Below are 23,872 nucleotides of genomic sequence, written 5' to 3'. Positions count from 1 at the left end.
GATCCGTTGATTATTTACGGCTGGCTTTTTCCAGCATGCGGCGTGCACGCTCATTGGCTTCTTCTGCAGCTTTCTGTGCCGCCAGAGCTGCTGCCAGGGCTTCTTCCGCTTTAGCATAAGCAGCATCCGCGCGAGACTGTGCAGAATTGGCTTTGCTCAGAGCCGTATCGGCAGTGCTTTGAGCAGATGCTACAGCCTGTTCTGCCTGATTGGCGGTTTGAGTGGCTTCAGCCAAGGACTGACGATCTTGTTCAGACATGCTGGCACAACCAGAAGCCAACGCGATTACGGATCCTAAAACCAGAATTTTTTTCATTGGTATCCCCTTTCTTGGGCTAAATTATTCAAATCGTAATATCGGAAACCCTGTCAACGACCTCCGGTGAAACAACCGCATTCAACAGGTTCCAACAGACGAGCGCCGTATAAAAACTGCCCACGGCGTTGCTGCGTGGTGTCAGTGTAATCCGGCTGAACGCGCAATTAAAGAGAATTTACCCGAGGCGTTGTCACGATCAAATAATGGGGAATTGTTGATATATCAATGGAATAGGCCATTTGAATAATGGCATGTGGCATTTTCTCACGATGAGCCTTTCGGCTGATAGGCAGGCAGCATTGAGATAAGAATGGCATAATGATGACAGGCTGTTCTGTGGCGCCAAGATTTTGTGGCCTTATGATAATAACAATCCGAGGTAACACCTTTTGTCCATGACCCGATATCGGCAAAATCTAGTGCTGTTGTTGATCGTAATGGGGTTGGCAGCCGCGATCAGTATGCTCACCCGGGATTGGGCTCATCGTTCTGCAGTCGCTGATCTGGATCGGGATGCCGGCTATGAGTTACGTCGTGCGGTATCCGGGTTACAGGCGATTCTGGCGGAGTATGAATCTCTGCCCCACATACTGGCGATTGATCCCCGCCTTTTGATAGCCCTTCAGGATCCGAATAATCCGGAAGTGATCGACGAAACCAATCGTTACCTTGAATCCATCAACCAGATTGGGAAAACTTCCGATGTCTATCTGATGAACTCAGAAGGCACCACCATCGCTGCCAATAACTGGCGCAGTGTTAAATCATTCGTTGGCAACAACTTTCGTTATCGTCCCTATTTTCGTGATGCGATGGAAGGTCGCACCGGCCGCTATTTTGCCCTTGGTACCACGTCCGATATACGTGGCTTTTATTTTTCATTTCCGGTTTCAGATGATGATGTCATCGTTGGAGTGGTGGTTGTCAAAATCAGTCTGTCCGATGTTGAGCAGCAGTGGGCGAGCCCCTGGGGCCAGAACAGTTTCGAAGTGATGGTGACGGATCAATATGGTGTGGTTTTTATCTCCACCCGGGCGGAATGGCGATTCCGCCATACCCGTCCACTGACACCGGCGCAAGAGTTAGTGCTGGATCTGGAGCGCCGATACTCCGATAAGGAATTGAAACCCATTACCTATCAGAATGCAGAAGCCCCTACTCAACTCCTCGGCACAGGAGCCCGTTTTGTTACAGTAGGAACTGATCCCGGTAACGAACAGACCTATCTGGAAAGGGAAGCTGACATGCCCGAAGCCGGTTGGCAGGTCAAACTGCTGATGCCGCTGGATCGGGTGAAACAGGAAGTCAGCAATGTGCTTCTGCTGAGTCTGTCCATGTTCCTGGTCATTGTATTGCTGGTCATGCTGTTACTGGAGCGCTATCGCCGGGAACGGGCCATGAAGCATGCACAGGAACAGCTTGAAGAGCGGGTGGAACACCGGACCAAGGATCTGTCTGAGGCAAACATACGTTTGCAGAATGAAGTGCAGGAGCGTAAGCGTACGGAAACGGCCCTCAAGCAAACCCAGGACGAATTGGTTCAGGCGGCTAAACTTGCGCTGCTGGGTCAGCTGTCTGCGGGGATCAATCATGAATTGAACCAACCCCTGACGGCATTGCGGAGCTATGCTCAGAATGCCCAGGCATTTATTGATCGACAGCTGCATGACAAAGCGCAGATGAACCTGCAGGAAATTGTGCATCTGATTGATCATATGGCCAGCATCATCGGCCAGCTGAAGGTCTTCTCTCGCAAGGAGTCCGAGTCCCTTGGCGCGATTCACGTGGGAGCCTGTATCACCGCTGCTTTGAAAATCACAGAATCCGAGATTCGTCGGCATCGTATTGAATTGATCATGAACGTCAATGAACAGGATGTCCTGGTCTTGGCGGATATGGTGAGATTGGAACAGGTGCTGATCAACCTGATCACCAACGCGGTACAAGCCATCGCTGAAATGGTTGAAAGCGAAGGAGAGGCCGCGCTGGATGGGTCTAGACGGCTTAGTATCAAGGTGATTGAAAATACGGATCAGGTACTGATTCAGGTTCAGGACAGTGGTCCGGGAATTTCCGATGAAGCGTTATCTCATCTGTTCGAACCGTTTTTCACCACCAAAAAGCAGTCCCAGGGGCTGGGCCTTGGCTTGTCGATATCCCATCGGATTGTTGAATCCATGGGCGGGAGCCTGACCGCCCGGAATGTCCCGGGAGAAGGGGCTGTTTTTATTGTTACCTTGCGCAAGGCTGATGTACAGGAAGAGCGCGAGGAATCGGCCGATTCCAAACCGGATATGTGGATGACAAAATAGCCGGTTGGTAGATTTGGCTCTAAATTACATATAGATGAGGGCAATCGCCCTGCTTTGCATACTTGAAAAATGACTTAACGGTGGAAGCCATTGCCAGACTCAGATAGCCAGAATGATTACGCGGAACTGCTCGCCAATATGCAGGTCCTGGTCATCGATGATGATCGCCATGTTGCCAACTCCCTGTGCCAGACCCTGGAACTTGAGACCATTCAGTCCAAAGGTTTTGATAATGCCCGCAGTGCACTTGAACAGATCACCAGCGATTGGAACGGCGTCATTATTTCGGATATCAATATGCCGGGTATGAATGGTCTGGAATTGATGCAGCAGGTGCACCAGATCGACCGGGATGTTCCGGTGATTCTGATTACCGGCCACGGAGATATTTCCATGGCGGTGTCGGCCATGCGAACCGGCGCCTACGATTTTATTGAGAAACCATTTAGCAACGAACGGTTGCTGGATACGGTGAAACGGGGCCTGGAGAAACGAGCCCTGACCATGGAAAACCGGGATCTGAAAAGAGAGCTGCAGGAGCAGAATCTTCCCGGTCCCCGGATTCTGGGGCGCACCCAATCGGTTCAGCGGTTAAGGCGGGTTCTGACGCAAATTATGAACACGCCGGCAGATATTCTGCTGATGGGCGAAACCGGCGTCGGAAAGGAGCTGGTAGCCCGTTATCTTCACGAACACAGCAATCGTCGCAATGGTAATTTTGTTGCCATCAACTGTGGAGCTGTGCCGGAAAATTTGATCGAAAGCGAGCTGTTTGGCCATGAAGCAGGAGCTTTCACCGGAGCGGACAAGAAACGGATCGGCAAATTTGAGCATGCCAATGGTGGAACCCTGTTTCTCGATGAAATTGAGAGCATGCCGCTGACCCTTCAGGTAAAGATCCTGCGAGTACTAGAAGAGCGCAAGGTTGAACGGCTGGGTTCGAACCAGTTGATACCATTGGATATCCGGGTAATCGCCGCCACCAAGGTCAGCTTGAAAGACATGGCGGACCAAGGGGAATTCCGCTCGGATCTGTATTACCGTCTCAATACGGTGGCGGTGGAAATTCCGCCTCTGAGAGAGCGCCTGGATGATGTGCCTTTGCTGTTTGAACACTTTGCTTTGATTGCGGCGGCCCGTTATCAGCGGGAAACCGTACCGATCAGTGTTGAACATCGTCATCGACTGTTGACCCATGACTGGCCGGGAAATGTGCGTGAGTTGCGAAACCTGGCAGAACGCTACGTCATCATGGGGGAGGATTGTTCTTTTGAAATGGAGCAGATGCTGAACGATCAGGAAATCCAGAGCCGCCAGACCTTGTCTGAAAAAGTGGAATTCTATGAGGAAACGTTGATCCGGGAATCACTGGCAGCCAATCATGGCAGTATCAAGGACACCATGCTGGCGCTGGGACTACCCCGTAAAACCCTGTATGACAAGCTGAAAAAATATGGGATTAACCGGCAGGAATATCGCGAGGACTGACCATCGTCAGTCCATCGGGGAACTTATACCGGCTTCTTAATCCAGAACACCATGGGTTTGGCGGTTTCCTCGGTATCACCGATATCCAGCCAGTTATAGCTGGTTCGTAGCTCAGGGTGTTTTTGATAACCGCGGGCTTCCCAGAACTTGTCCAGTGGCCTGTAATCAGACGGGCGTTTGGGATGGCTTTCGGGGCGTTCCACTGCGCAGAAAGTGGTTAGCCGGAATTTATTTTGCCAGGCGAACGCCTCCCGGGCATCGAAGAACATGTGGCCGATTCCCCTACCCCGAAAATTCTTGTCCAGCACTGATTCGCCAAAATAGAAGTATTGATCCACCTCCAGTCCGTGCTCAGTGAAGGGCTCCTGAAACTCAGGATCTGCGTCTCTGAGCGGCAGGCCTGTTGCGGCGCCAACCACCTGATTGTTGACCCTGGCCAGGATAAACACACTGTTTTTCGAGCGGGCATACTTGCGAAGATAATCAGCCTCATAGTCGAAGCTTCCCTCATACAAATATGGGAACTCATGGAATACCTGCAAACGCAGTCTGGCCATGTCCTCCAGCCATGGGGTGATTTCGTCACCACTGACGGTGTCAATTTCTATCTGGTCCACAATATCTCCCTGAGGTTGCTACAGTTTGGATTCCCGGTGGATTCAGTGCTTATGCTTCAACGTACCTGCACTACAGTATACCAACCTCATTCAATCCTGCTTACCCATTAGCGTCCAGCAGCGGCCAGCGACCAGTAGCGAACCTGAATGTGACTTCGATTGATCCGTGTCATGCCCTGAATCTGCGCAATGCGGTTTACTGTGCAATACTTAAAGTCAGCGTCGGATGATACTCCTTGGGCAAGTCGGCTATGCCACGTCCAAGTGTTATCCGGGTTGCGCCGACCCAGGTAAAGGAGCCTCACAAAATGATTGAATTGCTTCAGGGCGATATCACGCAGTTGGATGTTGACGCCATTGTCTGTCCCGCACATAAATACCTTAGTAAGGGCAGAGGCCTTTCCGCCATCATCCATGACAAGGCAGGTCCTGACCTGGACAAAGCCTGCCAGGAACTCTCTGACCAGTGTCCTGCCGGTCAGGCAGTCATTACTCCGGGATTTGATTTACCCTGCAGATTCATTATCCATACAGTAACGCCTCTATGGACTGGCGGAGATCAATGGGGAGGCTCCACTCTATCCGTCTTGGGAGATTGCTTTAAAAACAGCCTTGCTATTGCGGAGCAAAATAACTTCCGGAGTATTGCCTTTCCTGCCCTTGGAACCGGTGCCAGCAAAACCCCTCACTCGATCGTGGCACATGAAGCACTGGAGATACTGCAGCCTGCCGCAGAGCGCTTTGAGCGATTGACGATTTGTCTGCACAGTGCGGTTGAGCTGGAGGAATGGGAGAAGGTTTATCGGAAGTTTTATGGCGAATAGTGATTGTGAATTTACTTTGAGTCTCTGGCGGCATACTCTCGACAGCTGAAAGCGTTTCAGGTTTGAAAGCTGAGTATCAAGAAGTACCGGGAAGTATGCGGAATCTATTTATAGCTGCCATTTTCTTTATATTGTCACCAGTAGCCACGGCTGAGATATATCGTCATGTGGATGAAAACGGAAGGGTGCATTATAGCGATGTAAAACAGGATCAACTTGGTCAGACTCAAGTTGAGCTGAAGACGGAAAAAAACTATTGGAAGAAGCTTGATATCAGCGTTGAGGGTATCGGCGTCGATATATCAAAAGAGGATGTGGCTCGAATTCAAGAGGACGTAAACAACGTCTATCAGTTTTTTGACCGGAAGCTGTACTTTGATATCTACCAAACCATTCCGGTAAAGGTAAAAATCCTCAAGGATGCTGACAGTTACGACGAGTTTATCCGGGCAAACATAACCCACTACTATGGGCGTACCGGAGGGATGTTTTTCCCTCGACTCAATATCATTGCGACATACATGCGAAAGGACAAGGAGAGGTTTTTTCGAGTCGTAAAACACGAAACCAGCCACGCGATTATTCACACTACCTCCAAGTTTGTTCCCAGTTGGTTGGATGAGGGGCTGGCAGAGAATATGGAAATGCTGATCAGTGATCAGGGGAGCCTTGTTTTAAACCACCATGATTCTGGTAGCCGGTTTGTGAAGGCGGTGGATAAAAAAGGGCAACTGATGGGATTGCGGGAATTTCTATCTCTCCCAAGTACCGATTGGCGGAAAAAAGATAGAGCTACAGATTATGTGATGCATAGCCAGGCCGGTGAACTTACCCGAATGTTGCTGTCTTCTGCAGATCAAAGGAGCTTTTTAATCAAGCTGGTTCACGGATTTAAACAAGGAAGTAGAACGCTCACATTCTGGATTGTTGAGAAGGAGTATGTCGGCGGTATGGATGTTCTCGAGTTGAAATGGTCTCAATGGGTGCGTAGGGAAGATACTTCATCTATTAGATTATAACCTCCCTACCCACCTGCCAGCATGATCTGGCTGTAATGTTTTCAGATCTCTGAGTAGACGGGTTCCATGTTGCTTGGCTCTCGATCTGTGGATGCAGGCCCGGAAAGAAGTTCGTCTACCAACCTGTCGACGCGTATTTCTGCATCTTTAACGGACTGTGTTAAATGTTCACCTCCCTCTTCCTGGTATTCCACCGCAATACAATCGATCTCGGTCAGGCCGATGAATCCCAAGGCGGTTTGTACACTGGGCTCCAGATGGTTCATGTGGGCCAGTGCCCCTCCTGGTCCCATGTCGTAGCCGCCGCGTGAAGATAGCAATACCACGCGGCGTGGACGATCGGCCAACAGGGGAATGTAAGGAATCTCCAGGTTGGGATCGAATTCAAATGTTCGTCCGATGCGTACAATATTATCTATCCAGGCTTTGAAAGCAGAAGGTACATTGAAGTTGTACATGGGAATTCCGAGAACCAGTATGTCTGATTGAATCAGTTCATCCACCAACTCGTTGCTCTCCGCCAGAACTTTCTCCATCCAGGGCTCTGCATTTTCCGATGATGAGAAAGCGGCCTGTATCCAATCTCCACATATTGCGCCTGGTGGCTTTGCCCCGATATCCCGATAAATCACTTCGTCATTCGGCCGGAATTTTAACCAGCGGGATATGAACCGATGGGTCAGATTTCGAGTGTGAGAGCCATGAGATTCTGTACCATAGCGACCAGGGCGCGCACTGGCATCAAGATGTAGTATCCGGGTCATATAGCCTCCAAAAATTGATGAGAATGATTCATCTGTCAGTTGACAGCTTTCTCTATGAGGCCAGATACTCTGTATATCGACAAACGATAAATATTTTCAAAATGGATGAGATGAATTCATCTATGGCAGCAAATCGTATACCTTCCCTATCTGCTCTCAGAGCCTTCGAGGCAGCTGCACGCTATCAGAGCGCCAAGCGTGCGGCAGAAGAGCTGTCTGTCACACCGACAGCCATTAGCCACCAAATACGCCTGCTTGAGGATGAGCTGGGCCTTGCGTTGTTTGTGCGTAAGCCGAGACAGTTGATCCTCACGACGCAGGGAAAAGAGTTGCAGTCCGTTTTAAGTGACTCGTTTGATAGCATTGCCGCTGTCGTCCAGCGCCTGAAAACCAAGCCCGAACGGCAGGCCATCACTTTATCGACTACACCTGCCATTGCTGTTCGCTGGCTATTGCCCTGGATTTCCAGATTAAGAGAATCACATCCTAAACTGGATCTGCGAATCCACGCGACTCACGAAGTCGTGGAACTGGATGGAGTAACTGCCGATCTGGCTATTCGTTATGGAAAAGGTGACTGGCCTGGACTGGTCGCGGAGAAACTATTCGATAATCGATTTATTCCTGCCTGTAGTCCTAAGCTCCATATTCGCAAGCCGAAGGATTTATGTCGTTATCCATTGATTCATTTCGAGCCCAACAATGCCAAGAGTGTTCCTGTGGACTGGGAAATATGGCAGCATTTCGCCAAAGTACCCGGCCTCGACATCTCAGCAGGTCCGATATTTTCCGATGAAACCCACGCTGTATCTGCAACCCTCAACGGCGAAGGCGTTGCGCTGATGAGCAAAGCTCTGATTATGGATGAGCTGGAAAACGGCCGTCTGGTTCAACCATTTGGGCCTGAACTCAAGGCTGAGCCATTTCACCTGGTTTATCCAGAACGTAGACGGAAGGATCCTGCCATTATGTCGGTGAGAGATTGGATTATGGGGTTGTCATGATGAAACCATCGCAATGGTGAGCAGAACGAATATCGTCAGGAGTCCGAGAGTCGCTCTTTTCATTGGGCGTGGGTTGCCCACTTATCCCATGGCAGCCAGGGCAGTCCAGACTGCAGCGCCTTCAGCATGGCTTTCGGGCAGCGTCCTAGATAGCCATAAACACGGATACCGTAAGTATGAAGCATCAGGCTGGCGGCATAGAGGTGGGCTTGTTCCTTTGGATACTCCCGACATAGAAATTCTGTGTACAGCTCTTCCATAGCTCCAAGGTAACCACTGATTTTTTCCAGCAGTTCTCCCCCCATCGTGGCCAGTTCCAGTTGGCTTTTTATCAGGAAGCAGCTGCAGTAATCGGCTTGCTTTGAGTCTTCCACCATCTGGTTCAGTACCTGACAAATGCCTTCGCCAACGGAGGGGGCATTTTCCAGAGTTTGCCGGACTTTTCCCTGCGCCTGTATTGCATAGTGCTCCAATGCGGCTTCGTACAACCCTTCCTTGCTTCCGAATGCCAGATACAGGCTGCCCGGTTTCAGGCCGGTAGCCTTACATACCTGTTGCATTGAGGCTCCGCTGAATCCCTGTTGCCAGAACAACTGGGTAGAATCATGGATTACCTGTTCACGATCGAATTGTGCTTTGGCCATACAGCGTCAGTTCTCGGGACACGGTTTCTAATCTCGGATTAGCTGAAAGAATTATAACGCCATTTTGAATGAATGTTCAAAAAGATCTTGAACAATCGTTCAAGTAGTGCTTGAATGATCATTCAAGTTGATGTTCGTACCCACTCAAACGACAGGATGCCACGATGATCAAATTCTATTTTCACCATACTCCCAACCCAATGAAGGTTGCCTTGTACTTAGAAGAAACTGGCCTGCCATATGAAATTGCGCCAGTGGACACCTTAAAGGGAGAGCAGCATTTACCAGCCTTTCGGGCGATTAACCCCAATGGAAAAGCTCCCGCAATCGAAGATGAAGGTGTGAGGGTTTTCGATTCGACAGCGATATTGTTATATCTGTCTGAAAAGACCGGAAAGCTGAGGGGGGACCTGGAAAACCGTGCTGAACTACTTTCCTGGCTAATGTTCATAGGCACAGGGATTGGTCCATATTCCGGTCAGGCTGTGCACTTCAAACATATGGCTCCGGAAAAGCTTCCCTATGCCATCAATCGTTATCACCGGGAAGCTGTAAGACATTACCAGGTGCTGGATCAGCATTTGGAAGGGCGGGAATTTATCGTAGGAGACGGTTTCACCATTGCCGATATTTCCGCATGGGCCTGGATTGATCGTGCCCCAGTGGTGCTGGGTGAAGACGCCCTGACGCCATTTCCTAACCTGAAGCGTTGGTTTGATGCGGTCAATGCGCGGCCTGCCGTTGCGCGGGCGAGAGAGGTTGGAAAGGACATTGAGTTCAAAAAAGAGAGGGATGAAGAGGCCATGAGAGCCCTTTTTCCGCAAAACTACCCGGAAGCGGTGTAATGGAGAATATTCATGATTGATCTTTACTACTGGCCGACGCCGAACGGTCACAAAATCACTATCTTTCTTGAAGAAGCAGGACTTGCATACAACATCAAGCCTGTTGATATCAGCGCCGGCGATCAGTTCAAGCCCGAATTTCTGGCGTTCTCTCCCAATAATCGGATGCCTGCGATCATTGATCAAAACCCTACGGACGGTGGTGAGGCGATAACGGTTTTTGAATCCGGGGCTATCCTGATTTATCTGGCGGAAAAGATCGGTCGTTTTTTACCTGCCTCAGTCAGGGAGCGCAAGTCCGTGCTGGAGTGGCTGACCTGGCAAATCGGTGGACTTGGTCCCATGGCCGGCCAGAACCATCATTTTGTTCAATATGCCCCAGAGCGTATCCCATACGCGATGGACCGCTATATCAACGAAACTAATCGGCTCTACGGTGTGCTGAATAGACGTTTGGCAGACCATGAATGGGTTGCGGATGAGTATTCCATCGCGGATATGGCGATTTACCCCTGGATAGTTCCGTACAAAAACCAGCAGCAGAATCTGGATGATTTCCCTCACCTGAAGCGCTGGTTCCAGGCGATGGCTGAACGTCCGGCTGTTATGGCTGCGTACGAAAGAGCCAGACCGTGGACCAAACGACCTGCGGTGACAGAGGAAGGTAAAAAGGTTCTGTTTGGACAAAAGGCAACAGCTCAGGCATAAACTGTTATTAGAAGTGGTAGGGTCTGACTCACTGAGTCAGACCCTTTTTAACGTGGGAAAGCAATCGCTCAAGTTTCTCTATTTATCGTCGTAACGCCAGAATATCAGCAGTGAACTGTGGAGGGATTTCTCCGGAAGAGGATTGCGTCAACTAGGGTCAACCCTAGGGGAATGTAACCAGTGGTTATTTCATCCCCATGGTCAAGATTAACTACACTACTCTAGATGAGAATCAGTCCGTCTCCAGGAGTTATCCAGGTGAGAATATATTGGATGCTTGCAAGCGTCATGTCCCTTTGGTTGTTGATGTCCGGGAGTGGACAGGCTGCGGAAGTCGCCATTTATGCCCGCTCGAATACTCAATTTGATCAGCGCAATGAGTATCCGGTGAAGCTGCTGGAAATGGCTCTCAGGAACAGCGGTGCAGACATCACACTGGAATCCAGTAAGGAGATTATTCCCCAGGGGCGGGCGATGAATCTGGTGCTGCACAATGAGGGCGTTCATGTTCTATGGGCAATGACCAGCGAGGAAAGAGAAATCGAGTTATTACCGATCAAAGTTCCCATATACAAAGGATTGATCGGCTGGAGGCTATGCATCGTTCATCCTGACAATGCCGATAGACTCGCGGGAATAACGTCACTGGCAGAGTTGAGGGGAGTTGTATTCGTACAAGGTCATGATTGGCCGGATCTTGAGATTCTCAGATCCAACCAGCTCATGGTCGAGAGTGTTTCGAATTACCAGGCAATGTTCAAAATGATCGGGGCCAGACACGTAGATGCTTTCCCCAGAGCGGTGATTGAGATATGGCCGGAAGTAGAGGCCCACGACAACTTACAGGTCGACTCCCACCTGCTGATCCGGTACCCCGCAGCCGTTTACTATTTTGTGAACCGACAAAACAAACCTCTGCATGATGCTATTTCTGCCGGACTCAATACCTCTATTGCAAACGGCGATTTCGAGCGATTGTTCAATGCATTCTATTCCGATGCGATTAATCGCGCCCAATTGGAGCATCGCAAAATCATTGACCTCAAAAATCCATTATTACCAACTGATACACCTATAGATAATTTAAGTCTTTGGTATCGATAGCCATTTCCGTCGCGGCTGCTATATAGAACAAGATATTCTGTCATGCGGGGACTACACTAGATATTACCCTATGAATATCAGGAGTGACTGCTATGAAATCGCACTCTCTGATCTGGAAGATCACCGTTCCCGTTGTTGGCGTTTTTGCTCTCTCTGTTATTGCTATTTATTTTTATGTTCCCAGTGTGATGAAAGCCAACGCCGTCAAGGAGGCTACGGCATCGGCTGAGCAGATGGTCCAGCAGTTCAAGACATTGCGTGGGTACTACACCCGTAATGTTGTGCAAAAGGTCTTGGGCAACTCTTCGCTGACGGCTTCTTTTGATCATAGTCAAAACAAGAATGCGATTCCGTTACCGGCCACGATGATTCATGACCTGAGTTCGGAATTTTCCCAGGAGGGGATGACCCTCAAACTCTACAGTGCATTCCCTTTCCCCAACAGAGCAGATCGACGGTTGGACAGTTTTGGTCAGGAGGCGTGGACGAATCTGAACAAAAACCCGGACAAGACATACTCCATGGTAGAAAGTACGAGCGATGGCAGTTCTATTGTGCGAGTGGCGGTGGCAGACAAAATGGTGGCCCAAGCCTGTGTCGCATGCCATAACTCGCGTCCCGATACCCCTAAGAATGATTGGAAGCTGGGCGATGTCCGTGGGGTGCTGGAAGTGGATATCAATATTGATGAACTGATAGCGAATGGCCAGGCTCTGGGAACCAAGGTTGTGGTGGCTTTGATCATTATATTGGGGGTGGTATTGGCAGTGATAACCGGGTTGTATCGAGTCTTGATCCATCGAAGAGTTAACCGGGTGGCTCAGGCACTGGAGGGGATCTCCGGTGAGGGTGGAGACCTTTCTCAGCGGCTGGATGTTGAGGGGAGTGATGAGGTCAGCCGTATCGCTTCTGCTTTTAACCGTTTTGTGGAAGAGCTCAACAAAACGTTTGGGCGAATTGCCAGTCTTTCCGGAGACGTGGCGGAATCGGCAAGATCACTTTCGGAGATTACGCTGGAAACCAACCGCGATATTCAGCAGCAACAAAGTCAGACTGAAACCGCGGCAACCTCCATCAATCAAATTACCTCGACAGTGGATGGGGTGGCAGAGAATGCTACCCAGGCATCTGAGGCTTCGTCCAGGGCCGATGCTGCCTCTAAAGAAGGCCAGGCGGTAACACGTGCTGCCGCTGCGGCTATCAGCCAGGTTTCAGAAAGTATGCAGGATGCCAAAGAAGTGGTGCTGCGTCTGGCTGAAGACAGCAAGGGGATAGGGGCTGTGCTGGACGTTATCCGAGGAATTGCTGAGCAGACTAACCTGCTGGCTTTGAATGCAGCGATTGAAGCTGCCAGGGCAGGTGAACAGGGAAGAGGTTTTGCGGTAGTCGCTGATGAGGTCCGCAGCCTTGCTCAAAAGACCCAGGCATCCACCGAAGAAATTCACCAGATGATTGAGAAGTTGAATGCCGGTACCCAGGCGATGGTATCGGTCATTGAGCAAGTTTCGGATAAGACCGTTCAGTCCGTGGAATACTCCCAGAAAACTTCCCAGGCCATAGAAGAAGTATCCAATGCCATTGATATTGCCAATGAAATGAGTGCTCAAATTGCCGCCGCAGCGAGGGAGCAGCACACCGTTGTGGAAGAGATTAACCAGAATATCACTTCGATTAACGACTTGGCACATCGCTCATCGGATAAAGCATCGCAGATAGCTGAAAGTGCTGAAGGTCTATCACGCTTGGCCGGAGAGCTGGATGTGCTTACTGCGCGATTTGGTCGTTGACTTGAACATTTGGCAGCCGAGGTAAGAATAGACTTATTAGGATGAGAGGTAGTATCGTTTTGGTCGTCAAGTTAGAGAGATTCGAGTGGTATATGGAAGAAGTAGTTGAAATGTTCAGGCCAACTGGGCCAGAAGAGTTGGAATTAGTTAAAGAGTCAGGCTACAAGCGATGGCCACCTCGATTACCTGATCAACCTATATTCTATCCGGTAACCAATGAACTATACGCGAAGGAGATCGCCACCAAATGGAATATTAAGGATAGTGGCGTCGGTTATGTAACCCGGTTCTTTGTAAAGAAAGCCTTCATGTCCAAATACAATATTGAGCAAGTTGGCGCGTCTCACCATACTGAATGGTGGGTGCCGGCAGAGGAACTTGAAGCTCTAAACGACAATATTGTGGGTGACATTGAAGTTATTGGAGAGTATCGAAAGCCTGGGGCGTAACGACGAGATTGAATCTCGCCGTTACAAATAGTCTATAACACGGACAGAATTCCCCCAATTCCCGCAGAGACAATCAGTGTTAATGCAATTCCCTGCTTGAACCGGAATATCAGCACGGCACAGAGTACGGCCAGCAGGCAAGGTTGCCATTGAATACTGCTTAATTGTGGTACCCAAACCTGCATGCTCCCCACATGCTGAAGATTAACGTGCTGGAAAAATACGTGCATGGCGAACCACAGGCTGAGATTCAGTATGACGCCAACGACCACTGCCGTGATGGCATTCAGTGCTCCCTTCAATCGTGGTTGTTGGGTGATTCGGTCAATATAGGGAGCAAAAGCAAAAATCCACATGAAGCAGGGGACAAACGTCATCCACAGGGAGATAAGCGCGCCCGACAAAGCCTGTCCCAGGCCGCCCTGGCTGAAGGCGGCCATGAAACCGACAAACTCGGTCACCAGAATTAACGGGCCGGGTGTGGTTTCAGCTAATCCCAGACCATCCATCATCTGGCTGGCGGTCAGCCATCCATACTGTGTCACGACATCCTGTGCCATGTAAGCAAGCACTGAGTAGGCTCCTCCAAAGGTGACGACCGCCAGCTTTGAAAAGAATATACCTAGTTCTGTCAGAAGCTCCTGTTTTGTAAGGCTTAACAGCAGAATCGGCAGCCACCAGAGGGTGGTCCATAGGATGAGCGTTCTCAGCAACTTTCCGACTTTGTTTTGGTGATGGACAGCAGGGTGTTGGTGATGGACAGCAGGCTCCATTAACTGATGGTTGTTGGCGAAGAAGCAGAAACCATAGATAGCCGCTGCCAGAATGAGTAATGGATAGGGTATCGACAGAAAAAACAGGCCAATAAATGCCAGACCGGCCATGATCCAATTCTGTCGTTGGCTCAAAGCACGCTTGGCGACCCGATGTAATGCCTCAATAACGATAATCACCACCGCGGCTTTGATGCCGACGAACAGTGAGCTGACGATTGGTACTTCGCCAAAATAGGCATAGATCAGGGCAAGGCATAGGACCACCAGCGCCCCGGGCAGCACAAACAACAACCCGGCCAATAACCCCCCTATCGTTCCATGCAGTCGCCAACCGGCATAGGTGGCCAGTTGCATGGCTTCGGGGCCGGGCAGGAGCATGCAGAAGCTGAGTGCGTTAAGATATTGCTGTTCGGTGAGCCAGCCCTTGCGATCAACGATTTCATGATGCATCAGGGCAATCTGAGCAGCAGGTCCGCCAAAAGACATCAGACCAATGCGCAACCACACGATCAGAGCATCTGTCAGACTGGGGTGGTTGCCGGGGCTAGTACTGGTAGTGGAATTACGGGCAATGGTTAGCGAGGTTTCATTCATTACGAAGCTCTCCATTGTGATGGTGTAGAACTGCGATGGTTCAGAAACCATTGATAGCAGGCATCAAAAAGAGGGAGGCTGGCTTCCACCAGACTGATGTCGTCTTTATGGCAGAAGTACATACCTTCGATCACCCCCGCCAGATACGGACAGGCCGGTTCCAGGTTGCTATTCATGCATCGTATGTCCACGGTTTTCGAGATGTCATTCAGGGCAGGAAGATTTAAACCAAATAATTCGGTTAATCGGTGATAGTTTGGCGACGTTAGTTTTTCAGTATTCGCATCACTCATTGCAGGAGGTTGTCCATTAATGATGCGGGCGGAGAACTTATCTGCTGTAGCTGCGACCTCTCCAGGCTCGACAAAAAGCATCACGGCTTCTCTATCAATCCAGCGCCGAATCAGCCAAATGCAGGCTAGTGTTGCCGGATCGGGATGCGTGCCACAGACCCAATATGAGGGAGCCTGGGGATCAGTCCCATTCAGTTTGTTTAATTTCGTCAGAGGATAGTCGAGATCCCGCCACGCCAGATGTCCACCAGTAAGGCTTTGAGCGTGAATACCCTGATGACGAAGAATGGCGGCAGCGCCTTGACTGATTTTTCCGCCTTTCTGGCAATAGACTATGACGCTTTGGTTACCAATATATGGCAGCAGTGTGCTGACGTCCGTATAAGAAACGAGTCTGGAAGTTGGAATGATGCTGGGGCAATCCTCAATATCCTCACTTATACGAACATCAAGGAGTACAGGAGACCAGGGTGTTCCAATTAAATGATAAAGGTGTTCCGGGGATATGACGATAGAATCAGGTGAGCATGATGGATAGAGAACAGGCATTACACATCCTCCTAAAACAGGTGATAAGGATGCGAATCTTGGGCCTGTGCCTTACGGGGTGATCGCAACCCCGACGTCAGTATCAGTTGATACCGACAGAAGAATTGTGAGATGGACGGGGTGAGGAGTCAACGGTTATTTGGGGAGTGCTAGACGTCCTAACCTGTTAGTAGCCGTAAAGTGTTAGTTGCCGTAAAGCGTTAGCTACCGTAATCGGATTTCGTCATTTCTTGGTTTTCGGCGACAAAATATCTCAGTAAAACGGGTACCAGAAAGCTCATGAATATCACTCTCATGAGATGATGTGACGCCACCAGAACCGGGTCCAGTTGCAGGTTTGTTGCCAGCAGCACCATGGCTTCTATTCCACCGGGAGCGTAGGCAAGAAGTGCACTTAAGAAAGGTATGGGAAACAGGGTGCTGGTAAGCCCGGCGAAGCCGATGGAGAAAGCCAGGGTAATTATCAAGCCACCCAATCCGGCTTTGAGTTCAGGCAAACAGTGGCGGATCTTTAGACCGTTGAAGCGGGAGCCAATGAGTGCTCCCAATCCGATCAGAATGACAATCATCAGCGAAGAAGGGATGTGAAGCTGCCATCCCAATCCAATTTTGAGGACGATAGTGATCGTCATAGCGCCCAGTAACCACGGGGCAGGCATTTTGGCCAGGGCCGCCAGCCAGCCGCCCAGAACGGCTAAGGCGAGAGCGATGGGCAATTCCCAGGAAAAAGGATAGGAGGTCTGTTCCAGTGATACCTGTGGTTCCCCCAGAAGCGGGAGCAGGAAGGGGACGACTGCCACAAGGAAACCCAACCGGATACTATGGACCAATACGATTCTTTGGCTGCTGGCGCTTGAGTCCAGAGCCATGGTCAGGGTGATGGCCAGATTGCCTGGAACGCTGCAGAACAAAGCATCCGCCGCAGGCCAGTGCATTTTTTTACGATAAAACAGGTAAACGGCCCACAGAAGCAGCAGCAACATAAGGGCGAATAACAGATAGCTGGAAAACCAGTGCGACAGTTGTGACATCATCTGGTCATCAACGTTGGAGCCGATAGATACACCCAAGACAATACTGAGAATGTATTTTGAGCTCTCGGGAACTGAAATGCGAAGTCCGGACAGTGCTGCTCCGGTGACAAGAATCAGGCTGCCGAGAAGCCACCCGGAGGGAAGACCGGCGATATGCCCAAGAGTCCCACCTATTGTGGCCAGGACAAGGGTACGTGCAACCAGATATAGATTTCTCGGTGTCGTTTTCAATGCTGGTATCTGTGTTTAGCAAAATAAAGTGAAAAAGCCACCGGATACCATCGCATTCATTCTGATATCCGGTGGAAGGTCGTGACGCTGAATCGTCAATCAGTCGCTGCTACGTTGTCTGGTATCCGCTGCTTCTTCCAGCGGCTGACAAGTGTCGGCACTACCAGAACCACAGCCGTGGCACCAAGCAATACATAACTGATCGGACTATCAAACAGAATGGACCACTCTCCACCGCTCATGGCCAGGGCGCGACGCAGGTTTTCCTCCAGCACTTCACCCAACACCAGACCGAGGATGACCGGAGCCAGAGAGAAATGAAGCTTACGCAGGATAAACCCGAAAATTCCCAGAATGGTCATGAAAAACAGGTCGAAAGTGTCACCGTGAATTGAATAGATTCCGACAAACGTCAGCATCACGATAACCGGGACAAGGTAAGCCTGCCGGATGGACAGCAGACGGACAAAGATGCCGATCATCGGCAGGTTCATGATCAGCAGTGCCAAGTTGCCGATGAACATTGAGGCAATGAGACCCCAGGCGATTTGCGGTTGCTGTTCGAACAGCAAAGGTCCTGGTGTGATGTTGAACATCAACAAGGCTCCCAGCAGGATCGCAGTGGTCCCGCTGCCGGGAATACCCAGCGTTAACATCGGAACCATCGCACCCGCCGCCGAGGCGTTATTGGAGGCTTCAGGTGCTGCCAGGCCGCGAATGTCGCCGTTGCCGAACTGATCATCATTGCCTTCAGCAAACCGTTTTTCCGTACCGTAGGCGACAGCGCTGGCAATGGATGCCCCTGTTCCCGGTAGCACACCGATCAGGAAGCCAATGATGCTGGATCTTACCAGCACCCATTTCACTTTCATGATGTCTGCCACGCTGATAAAACTCTTGCCGACAGGGGTTAGCTGAAGATCGTTTTTGACCCACTGCTCAAGTAATACCAGTACTTCACTGATGGCAAAGATACCGATCACCACGACCAGGAAATCCACACCGTCAAAGAAATTGGGAATCCCCATGGTGAAACGCAGTACTCCGGTGCCGGAGTCGATACCCACTGTTGCCAACACCAGCCCGATCAGTGCGCCAATCAGGGTTTTCACCGGACGGCTACCGACCATCGTCGCCAGGCAACTGAAGGCGAATACCATCAGCATCACATATTCGGATGGGCCGAAACGAATGGCGAACTGACTCAGGATGGGGGCGAGTCCGACCATCAGGATCAAGGCAATCATACTGCCGACAAACGAGGACACTGCGGACAGAGCCAGTGCCCGGCCTCCTTCACCTCTTTTCGCCATGGGATAACCGTCAAGAGTGGTCATGATGGCTCCCGCGTCGCCGGGGACGTTGAGGAGAATGCTGGAAATTCGGCCGCCATATTCCGCGCCGTAATACACTCCCGCCAGCAGAATCAGTGCGGATTCCGGCGGCAGGCCGATCGCATAGGCCAGTGGCAACAGAATAGCAACGCCATTGATGGGACCAATTCCGGGAAGAGAGCCGATCAGGGTTCCCAGAAAACAGCCCAGTAGCACCAGCCCTAGATTCAGGGGAGTAAGCGCAACGGCAAACCCGGTTGCCAGATAACTAAGGACATCCATTATCTCAACCTCCAAAAATGTGGCCGGCTGGCACGTTAAGTTGAAGAAGCGTGGTTAGCAGAAAATAGCTGCATACACTGAGTACCAGAGAGTAGGCGCCGGCGCGCAGGGGTTTCTCTCCGAACATCCAGGAAAACACGCCACCCACAATGATTGTGGCGGTGATGAAACCGAGTCGGTCATACATCCAGGCATAGGCTAACAGGATAGCGAGCGCCTGGGTGATTCGGATCAGCACGGCTTTGTCCATCTGCCAGCTGTCGGAACCCGGTTTGACTGCGAGCCATATGGCGGAAACAGCCATCAGCGCCGACAAAATCAGCGGAAAAGCTTTCGGACCAAGAGGTTCATACTGAAAGGGCACCTGCAACTGAGTGGCTGCCCAGGCGACTAGCCCGGACAGCACCAGCAGCACGCCCGCAAATATACGGTCGTACATGGCTACCTCACTGAATCAGACCGGCCTCTTTCGCCAGGTCTCGCATATAACCCACTCGTTGTTTGACGTAGGAGTCGAAATCAGTGCCTGCCATCTTGAAAGGGATCAGCCCCTTATCGTTAACCACCTGGAGGAACTTCGGTGATTCATAGGCTTTCTGGAATTGGTTTGCCCAGTAGGTATAGGCGTCGTCTGAGACGTCTGGACCCAGATAGTAGCCACGTAGAATGACCCACTCCGCGTCATATCCGAGTTCCTTGGCGGTGGGCACTTTGCTGAACTCCCCCGGAAGCCGTTCTGGTGACATGACGGCCAGGATTTTCATGGTGCCGGCATCCAGTTGTCCTTTCATTTCGCCAATATCCCCGGGATACACCTGAATATGGCCACCCAGCAGAGCGGCGATGGCTTCACCGCCACCTTCGTAGGCAACGTAGCGCATTTTCTTGGGGTCGACGCCGGAAGATTTCATCAGGATGGCGGCCTTCATCCAATCCTGGCTGCCGACACCACCACCGGCACCAAGAACAAATTTGGAAGGATCCTTTTTAATGGCGGCGACCAGTTCCTGCAGGGTATTCCAGGGAGCATCGCTTTTCACAATGATGGCGCCATAATCCACGCCGGCTGCAGCCACCCAGCGGGCATCGTTTTCATTCAGGTTCTGGCCGAACTTGCCCTGGGCAATGTTCAGCAGTGATCCGGAACTGAAGGCAACTAACGCGTTGCCGTCACCCCGGCGAATCGCGTTGATATGGTTATAGGCGACTGCGCCTACACCTCCCGGCATAAAGGTCACGGCCATGGGGTTGGGTAAGAGGCTGGCGTCAGAAAATCCGTTTGAGACGATGCGGCAGGTCAGGTCGAAGCCTCCCCCTGGCTTGGCGGGGGCAATACATTCAGGTTTATTGGGGTCGAAGGCGGCGGCCTGAAATGATGTGAGTATTCCGGCTGCCAAAAGGAGAGATCGCTTGGAAATTCGCATATTACTGTCTCCGATTTTATTTTTTTTTGTTTGGACACAGATTTGGAAGACCTGTGTCCGCTCGAAGCCTGAATGTAAGTCAGGAAAGCTGACAGCACGCTGACACGGAGCGATCTTTTCAAGCGGAAGGGGTTCATCTATGCTCAAAAGCATGAGAGTGCTATTGATTGAAGATAACCCTGAGCTGGCTGAAGCGATTGCGGAGTATTTCCGACATCAGGGACATCCATTGGATTGGGTAAACAGTGCGGAAAAAGCAGAATCCGTGTTGCAGTATCAGAGCTTTGACATGTTGGTGCTGGACATCAACCTGCCCGGAAAAAACGGAGACCAGTTGTTGAAGGCAATGCGAAAGCGGGGGGATCCTACCCCGGTTCTTGTTTTGACTGCGCGGTCGGCGATCGACGACCGAGTGAGTGTGCTCGATCTCGGGGCAGATGACTATTTGGTCAAACCTTTTGATTCCCGCGAACTGATGGCACGTTGCCGGGCGTTGTTGCGACGTGAACGGGGGCTGGCCAGTAATGAAATTCGTTGTGGAAACCTGGTGTTTCAGCCCGATGCTAATCGAGTGCTGATCAATGGTCAGGAGGTGGAGTTTCGGCAGCGGGAAATCCAGTTACTGGAATGCTTTCTGCGCGACCTGGACCACATTGTCACCAAGGAAAAGATCTACCAGAGAGTTTACACGTTTGATGAAGCTCCCACCCCTAATGCTGTGGAACAGAATGTGGCCCGGTTGCGAAAAAAGCTGACCGGCTCTTCATTGGTGATCAAAACTGTCCGTGGCCTGGGATATCTGGCTCATGTTGACGACTGATACCATCCTGTTTTCTTCTCCTCATAGCGGCTCCCTGCATCGGCAACTGATCATTCGCATGTTTCTGTTGCTGATGGTGACCCTGTTGGTATTGGGGATTGGGGTCTGGATCTATGCTCAGCGGGCGTCGGACCTGTCCCATGACAGACTGCTGACAGGTGCTGGTCTGGCCATCCTCGACAGCGTGCGGGAACAAAGTGGCCGTATTGAAGTGGATATTCCCTATGCTGCCATGGGAATACTGGCCCTGGCGCGGGATGACAAAGTGTATTACCGGATTACGGGGCCCGGAGGCCGGTACCTGACCGGGTACCCGGACCTGCCTGTCAGAGATGTGGAGACGCATACGGGTACCCCTGTGTTTTACAACGCTGAGTATAAGGGTGAGTCTGTCCGCATTGCGCTGCAGGAAAAGTTCCTGACTGAACAAAATGTGCGTGGCTGGGTCACCGTGGCGGTAGCACAGACAACGCAAGCCCGTACGGAATTGTTTCGAGAAATCATGCTGGGTGCATTGGGCATCCTGTCATTGGTGATTCTGCTTGCCCTGGCGGGTACCTGGGTGGCAATCAGCCGGGCGTTGGGGCCGTTGTACGCTATCCGTCGGGAAATTCAGAGGCGTGAGCCCACGGATCTGACTCCCCTGACCATTGAGACTCCCGATGAAGTGACTCCTCTGGTTGAAACCATCAACATGTTCATGCGCCGTCTCCAGGAAAATCTGGACACTATCAAGATGTTCATCGCTAATGCTGCCCATCAGATCAGAACTTCTCTGAGCACTGTGCAGGCGCAAATCAATCTTGCACAACATGACCAAACGTTGGAGCAACTGTCCCAGCGGATAATGAAAATAAACGACGGGCATCAGCGGCTTAATCGCTTGACCAATCAGTTGCTGACCCATGCGCTTGTGACGCACCGGGCGGACACATTCCAGCCGGAATCCATTCATCTGACAGGACTATTGCAGGATATCCTCGTTCAGACGGTCAGGGACCATGCTCATACCAGTGTAGAGTTTGGTTTTCACAATGAGGCCGGAGATATCACAATCGCCGGAGATACCATCAGCTTACGCGAGGCTGTGAATAACCTGCTGCACAACGCCATTAAATATGGGCCGGAAAATAATCAGGTGACCATTCAGTTGCAGCCGGGAAGGGTGCCTGAAAATGTCCCAGCAGATGATGACAGGCAATGGGTTGAAATATGGGTGGATGATGAAGGGCCGGGGATTCCGAAGGACTTTCAGTTGGAAGCACTGAAACGCTTTTCCCGTCTTGGTGAAAAGCAGGCTCAGGAACATCAGGTACTTGGTTCCGGCCTTGGGCTGGCCATTGCCTGTGCGGTGCTGGAAGCTCACGAGGGCCGTATTGTTCTGGAGAATCTTCATCCTGTCGGGCTTCGCGTTCGCCTCTGTCTGCCGGTGAAATGACCTTTATGACTGATCGGAAAAGCATTCGCGGTTTTTATTTATGGATCGTATTCAGTTTGTTGGGCTGCGTACCTTCCTTGGCTGGAGCCGTCACGCTGACCTTGTACAGCGCGACTGACCGAGCGGCGATACAGCCGGTAATTGAAGCGTTTAACAGAAAGTATCCGGGTATAGTGGTGCGTTATGAAGAGTTTCAGAGTAACACGCTCTACCGGGTGCTGGCAGGCGAAGCGGATGATCCTACACCTGGGCAGCCACAACCGGACCTGATCATCAGTTCTGCGATGGATCTGCAGACGAAGCTTGTCAATGACGGCCAGGCGCAGCCCTATCAATCAGAATACACAGACAGTCTTCCTGACTGGGCTAATTGGCGCAATGAAGCCTTCGGTTTTACGTTTGAACCGGTGGTGTTCGCATACCGGAAAGACCTGTTTGTCGATCAACCCTTGCCTGATAGTCATGAACGGCTAACGGAGTTATTGCGATCAAACTCTAAGTTCTATTCCAATAGAATTGGTACCTACAATGTGAACATTTCCGGTGTGGGCTACCTGTTTGCCACCCAGGATGCCATTCGATCCAGTCTGAATGGACGATTGCTGGAAAGTCTTGGGAGGGTGCATGCCAAGACCTATTGCTGTACGGATGATATTTTGCGGGATCTCACCGATGGAAAGCTGGTGCTGGGATATAACCTGCTGGGCTCTTATGCATTGGCCCGAATCCGGGAGCATCCGGAACTGGGGGTTTTATTGCCCAAGGATTATACATTGGTTATGAGCCGTGTGGCTTTTATCCACAAACTTGCCAAAGAGCCCGGGTGGGCCGGCGTATTCCTGGACTTTCTGCTATCTCCGGAAGCCCAGAATATTATGGCCAGTCAAAGTGGATTAGTTCCCTTGAGAACCGATGCTGAAGGTACATATTCCAGGGCGGCCATTGATGAAAAGTATTCCACCAGCTACCAGCCCATTGGCCTGAAGCCCACATTATTGGTGTACCTGGACCGGCTCAAGCGCGCACGCTTCCTGAAAGAGTGGCGGGATGCTATCTTTTTTGATGAAGCGCTCTAGGATTAAACGCTCCAGGGTAAAAGGACTTCAGCGCCAATCGTTCATGAGCAGGCCGGTACTTTAGCTGACACACTTTGTAACACAAAGCTGCAAAAGCGCTCTGTTCGCAGGGCCACTCTAAGACTAGAGTTAGGGGA

23 protein-coding genes are annotated in these 23,872 nt (G+C 50.9%); 13 read left to right on the top strand and 10 right to left on the bottom strand.

Going from position 1 to position 23,872, the window contains the following annotated elements:
* Positions 1-10: 10 nt before the first annotated feature.
* Positions 11-316 (bottom strand): alanine-zipper protein, encoded by a 306-nt coding sequence (locus BTA51_RS06265; RefSeq protein WP_094706547.1) that lies wholly within the window; start codon positions 314-316, stop codon positions 11-13.
* A gap of 398 nt (positions 317-714) precedes the next feature.
* Between BTA51_RS06265 and BTA51_RS06260 the strand changes: the two genes are divergently transcribed.
* Positions 715-2,631, top strand: a complete 1,917-nt coding sequence (locus BTA51_RS06260) for an ATP-binding protein (protein ID WP_246840959.1) — start codon at positions 715-717, stop codon at positions 2,629-2,631.
* Positions 2,632-2,721: 90 nt separating this feature from the next.
* Positions 2,722-4,119 carry a sigma-54 dependent transcriptional regulator gene (locus BTA51_RS06255; RefSeq protein ID WP_305794053.1) on the top strand — a complete coding sequence of 466 codons (1,398 nt, stop codon included), beginning with the start codon at positions 2,722-2,724 and terminating at the stop codon, positions 4,117-4,119.
* Positions 4,120-4,142: 23 nt separating this feature from the next.
* On the opposite strand, the gene BTA51_RS06250 is transcribed toward BTA51_RS06255, so the two are convergent.
* Positions 4,143-4,736 carry a GNAT family N-acetyltransferase gene (locus BTA51_RS06250; protein ID WP_246840941.1) on the bottom strand — a complete coding sequence of 198 codons (594 nt, stop codon included), beginning with the start codon at positions 4,734-4,736 and terminating at the stop codon, positions 4,143-4,145.
* A 251-nt stretch (positions 4,737-4,987) separates the two neighbouring features.
* Here BTA51_RS06250 and BTA51_RS06245 point away from each other — a divergent pair, with 251 nt between their 5' ends.
* Together BTA51_RS06245 and BTA51_RS06240 are read left to right on the top strand one after the other, a co-directional pair.
* Positions 4,988-5,560 (top strand): macro domain-containing protein, encoded by a 573-nt coding sequence (locus BTA51_RS06245; protein ID WP_246840940.1) that lies wholly within the window; start codon positions 4,988-4,990, stop codon positions 5,558-5,560.
* Positions 5,561-5,655: 95 nt separating this feature from the next.
* Positions 5,656-6,579 carry a DUF4124 domain-containing protein gene (locus BTA51_RS06240; RefSeq protein ID WP_094706544.1) on the top strand — a complete coding sequence of 308 codons (924 nt, stop codon included), beginning with the start codon at positions 5,656-5,658 and terminating at the stop codon, positions 6,577-6,579.
* A gap of 41 nt (positions 6,580-6,620) precedes the next feature.
* On the opposite strand, the gene BTA51_RS06235 is transcribed toward BTA51_RS06240, so the two are convergent.
* Positions 6,621-7,343: an FMN-dependent NADH-azoreductase gene (locus tag BTA51_RS06235; protein WP_094706543.1), complete on the bottom strand. Its 723-nt coding sequence runs from the start codon at positions 7,341-7,343 to the stop codon at positions 6,621-6,623.
* Positions 7,344-7,465: 122 nt separating this feature from the next.
* Here BTA51_RS06235 and BTA51_RS06230 point away from each other — a divergent pair, with 122 nt between their 5' ends.
* A complete protein-coding gene (locus BTA51_RS06230) occupies positions 7,466-8,347 on the top strand; it encodes a LysR substrate-binding domain-containing protein (protein ID WP_094706742.1) in 882 nt (293 codons plus the stop codon).
* 59 nt (positions 8,348-8,406) lie between these two features.
* Here the strand turns inward: BTA51_RS06230 and BTA51_RS06225 are convergent, their stop codons facing one another.
* Positions 8,407-8,991 (bottom strand): TetR/AcrR family transcriptional regulator, encoded by a 585-nt coding sequence (locus BTA51_RS06225; protein WP_094706542.1) that lies wholly within the window; start codon positions 8,989-8,991, stop codon positions 8,407-8,409.
* Positions 8,992-9,155: 164 nt separating this feature from the next.
* On the opposite strand from BTA51_RS06225, the gene BTA51_RS06220 reads away from it, so the two are divergent.
* From BTA51_RS06220 to BTA51_RS06200, 5 genes are all read left to right on the top strand, one after another.
* Positions 9,156-9,836, top strand: a complete 681-nt coding sequence (locus tag BTA51_RS06220; RefSeq protein WP_094706541.1) for a glutathione S-transferase family protein — start codon at positions 9,156-9,158, stop codon at positions 9,834-9,836.
* Positions 9,837-9,848: 12 nt separating this feature from the next.
* Positions 9,849-10,544 (top strand): glutathione binding-like protein, encoded by a 696-nt coding sequence (locus BTA51_RS06215; RefSeq protein ID WP_094706540.1) that lies wholly within the window; start codon positions 9,849-9,851, stop codon positions 10,542-10,544.
* Positions 10,545-10,802: 258 nt separating this feature from the next.
* Positions 10,803-11,648 carry a transporter substrate-binding domain-containing protein gene (locus BTA51_RS06210; protein WP_168188079.1) on the top strand — a complete coding sequence of 282 codons (846 nt, stop codon included), beginning with the start codon at positions 10,803-10,805 and terminating at the stop codon, positions 11,646-11,648.
* Positions 11,649-11,740: 92 nt separating this feature from the next.
* Complete coding sequence (locus BTA51_RS06205) at positions 11,741-13,435, top strand: methyl-accepting chemotaxis protein (protein ID WP_094706538.1); 1,695 nt, start codon at positions 11,741-11,743, stop codon at positions 13,433-13,435.
* Positions 13,436-13,527: 92 nt separating this feature from the next.
* Entirely contained in the window at positions 13,528-13,884 is a 357-nt protein-coding gene (locus BTA51_RS06200) for a hypothetical protein (RefSeq protein ID WP_094706741.1), read from the top strand.
* 32 nt (positions 13,885-13,916) lie between these two features.
* Here BTA51_RS06200 and chrA read toward each other — a convergent pair whose 3' ends face one another.
* The 6 genes from chrA to BTA51_RS06170 all read right to left on the bottom strand — a co-directional run bounded on the left by chrA (position 13,917) and on the right by BTA51_RS06170 (position 20,401).
* Positions 13,917-15,254, bottom strand: a complete 1,338-nt coding sequence (chrA, locus tag BTA51_RS06195) for a chromate efflux transporter (RefSeq protein WP_094706537.1) — start codon at positions 15,252-15,254, stop codon at positions 13,917-13,919.
* On the bottom strand, positions 15,254-16,096 hold the full coding sequence (locus BTA51_RS06190; RefSeq protein WP_094706536.1) for a chromate resistance protein ChrB domain-containing protein: 843 nt from the start codon (positions 16,094-16,096) through the stop codon (positions 15,254-15,256). Before BTA51_RS06190 ends, chrA begins: the two co-directional genes overlap by 1 nt.
* A gap of 200 nt (positions 16,097-16,296) precedes the next feature.
* Entirely contained in the window at positions 16,297-17,361 is a 1,065-nt protein-coding gene (locus BTA51_RS06185) for an AbrB family transcriptional regulator (RefSeq protein ID WP_168188078.1), read from the bottom strand.
* Between the two features lie 95 nt (positions 17,362-17,456).
* A complete protein-coding gene (locus BTA51_RS06180; protein WP_094706534.1) occupies positions 17,457-18,977 on the bottom strand; it encodes a tripartite tricarboxylate transporter permease in 1,521 nt (506 codons plus the stop codon).
* 4 nt (positions 18,978-18,981) lie between these two features.
* Entirely contained in the window at positions 18,982-19,416 is a 435-nt protein-coding gene (locus BTA51_RS06175; protein WP_094706533.1) for a tripartite tricarboxylate transporter TctB family protein, read from the bottom strand.
* Positions 19,417-19,423: 7 nt separating this feature from the next.
* Complete coding sequence (locus BTA51_RS06170; protein WP_094706740.1) at positions 19,424-20,401, bottom strand: tripartite tricarboxylate transporter substrate binding protein; 978 nt, start codon at positions 20,399-20,401, stop codon at positions 19,424-19,426.
* A 139-nt stretch (positions 20,402-20,540) separates the two neighbouring features.
* On the opposite strand from BTA51_RS06170, the gene BTA51_RS06165 reads away from it, so the two are divergent.
* The 3 genes from BTA51_RS06165 to BTA51_RS06155 are packed head-to-tail and all read left to right on the top strand — an operon-like array spanning position 20,541 to position 23,735.
* Entirely contained in the window at positions 20,541-21,221 is a 681-nt protein-coding gene (locus BTA51_RS06165) for a response regulator transcription factor (protein WP_246840939.1), read from the top strand.
* Entirely contained in the window at positions 21,208-22,659 is a 1,452-nt protein-coding gene (locus BTA51_RS06160) for a sensor histidine kinase (protein ID WP_094706531.1), read from the top strand. The genes BTA51_RS06165 and BTA51_RS06160 overlap by 14 nt, the downstream gene beginning before the upstream one ends.
* 5 nt (positions 22,660-22,664) lie before the next feature.
* Complete coding sequence (locus BTA51_RS06155; protein WP_168188077.1) at positions 22,665-23,735, top strand: ABC transporter substrate-binding protein; 1,071 nt, start codon at positions 22,665-22,667, stop codon at positions 23,733-23,735.
* Positions 23,736-23,872 lie beyond the last annotated feature (137 nt).

The organism is Hahella sp. CCB-MM4 (assembly GCF_002260525.1).
GTDB lineage: Bacteria > Pseudomonadota > Gammaproteobacteria > Pseudomonadales > Oleiphilaceae > Hahella.
The sequence above is the reverse complement of the archived record's forward strand: the minus strand, read 5'-3'. Positions and strand labels throughout refer to the sequence as shown.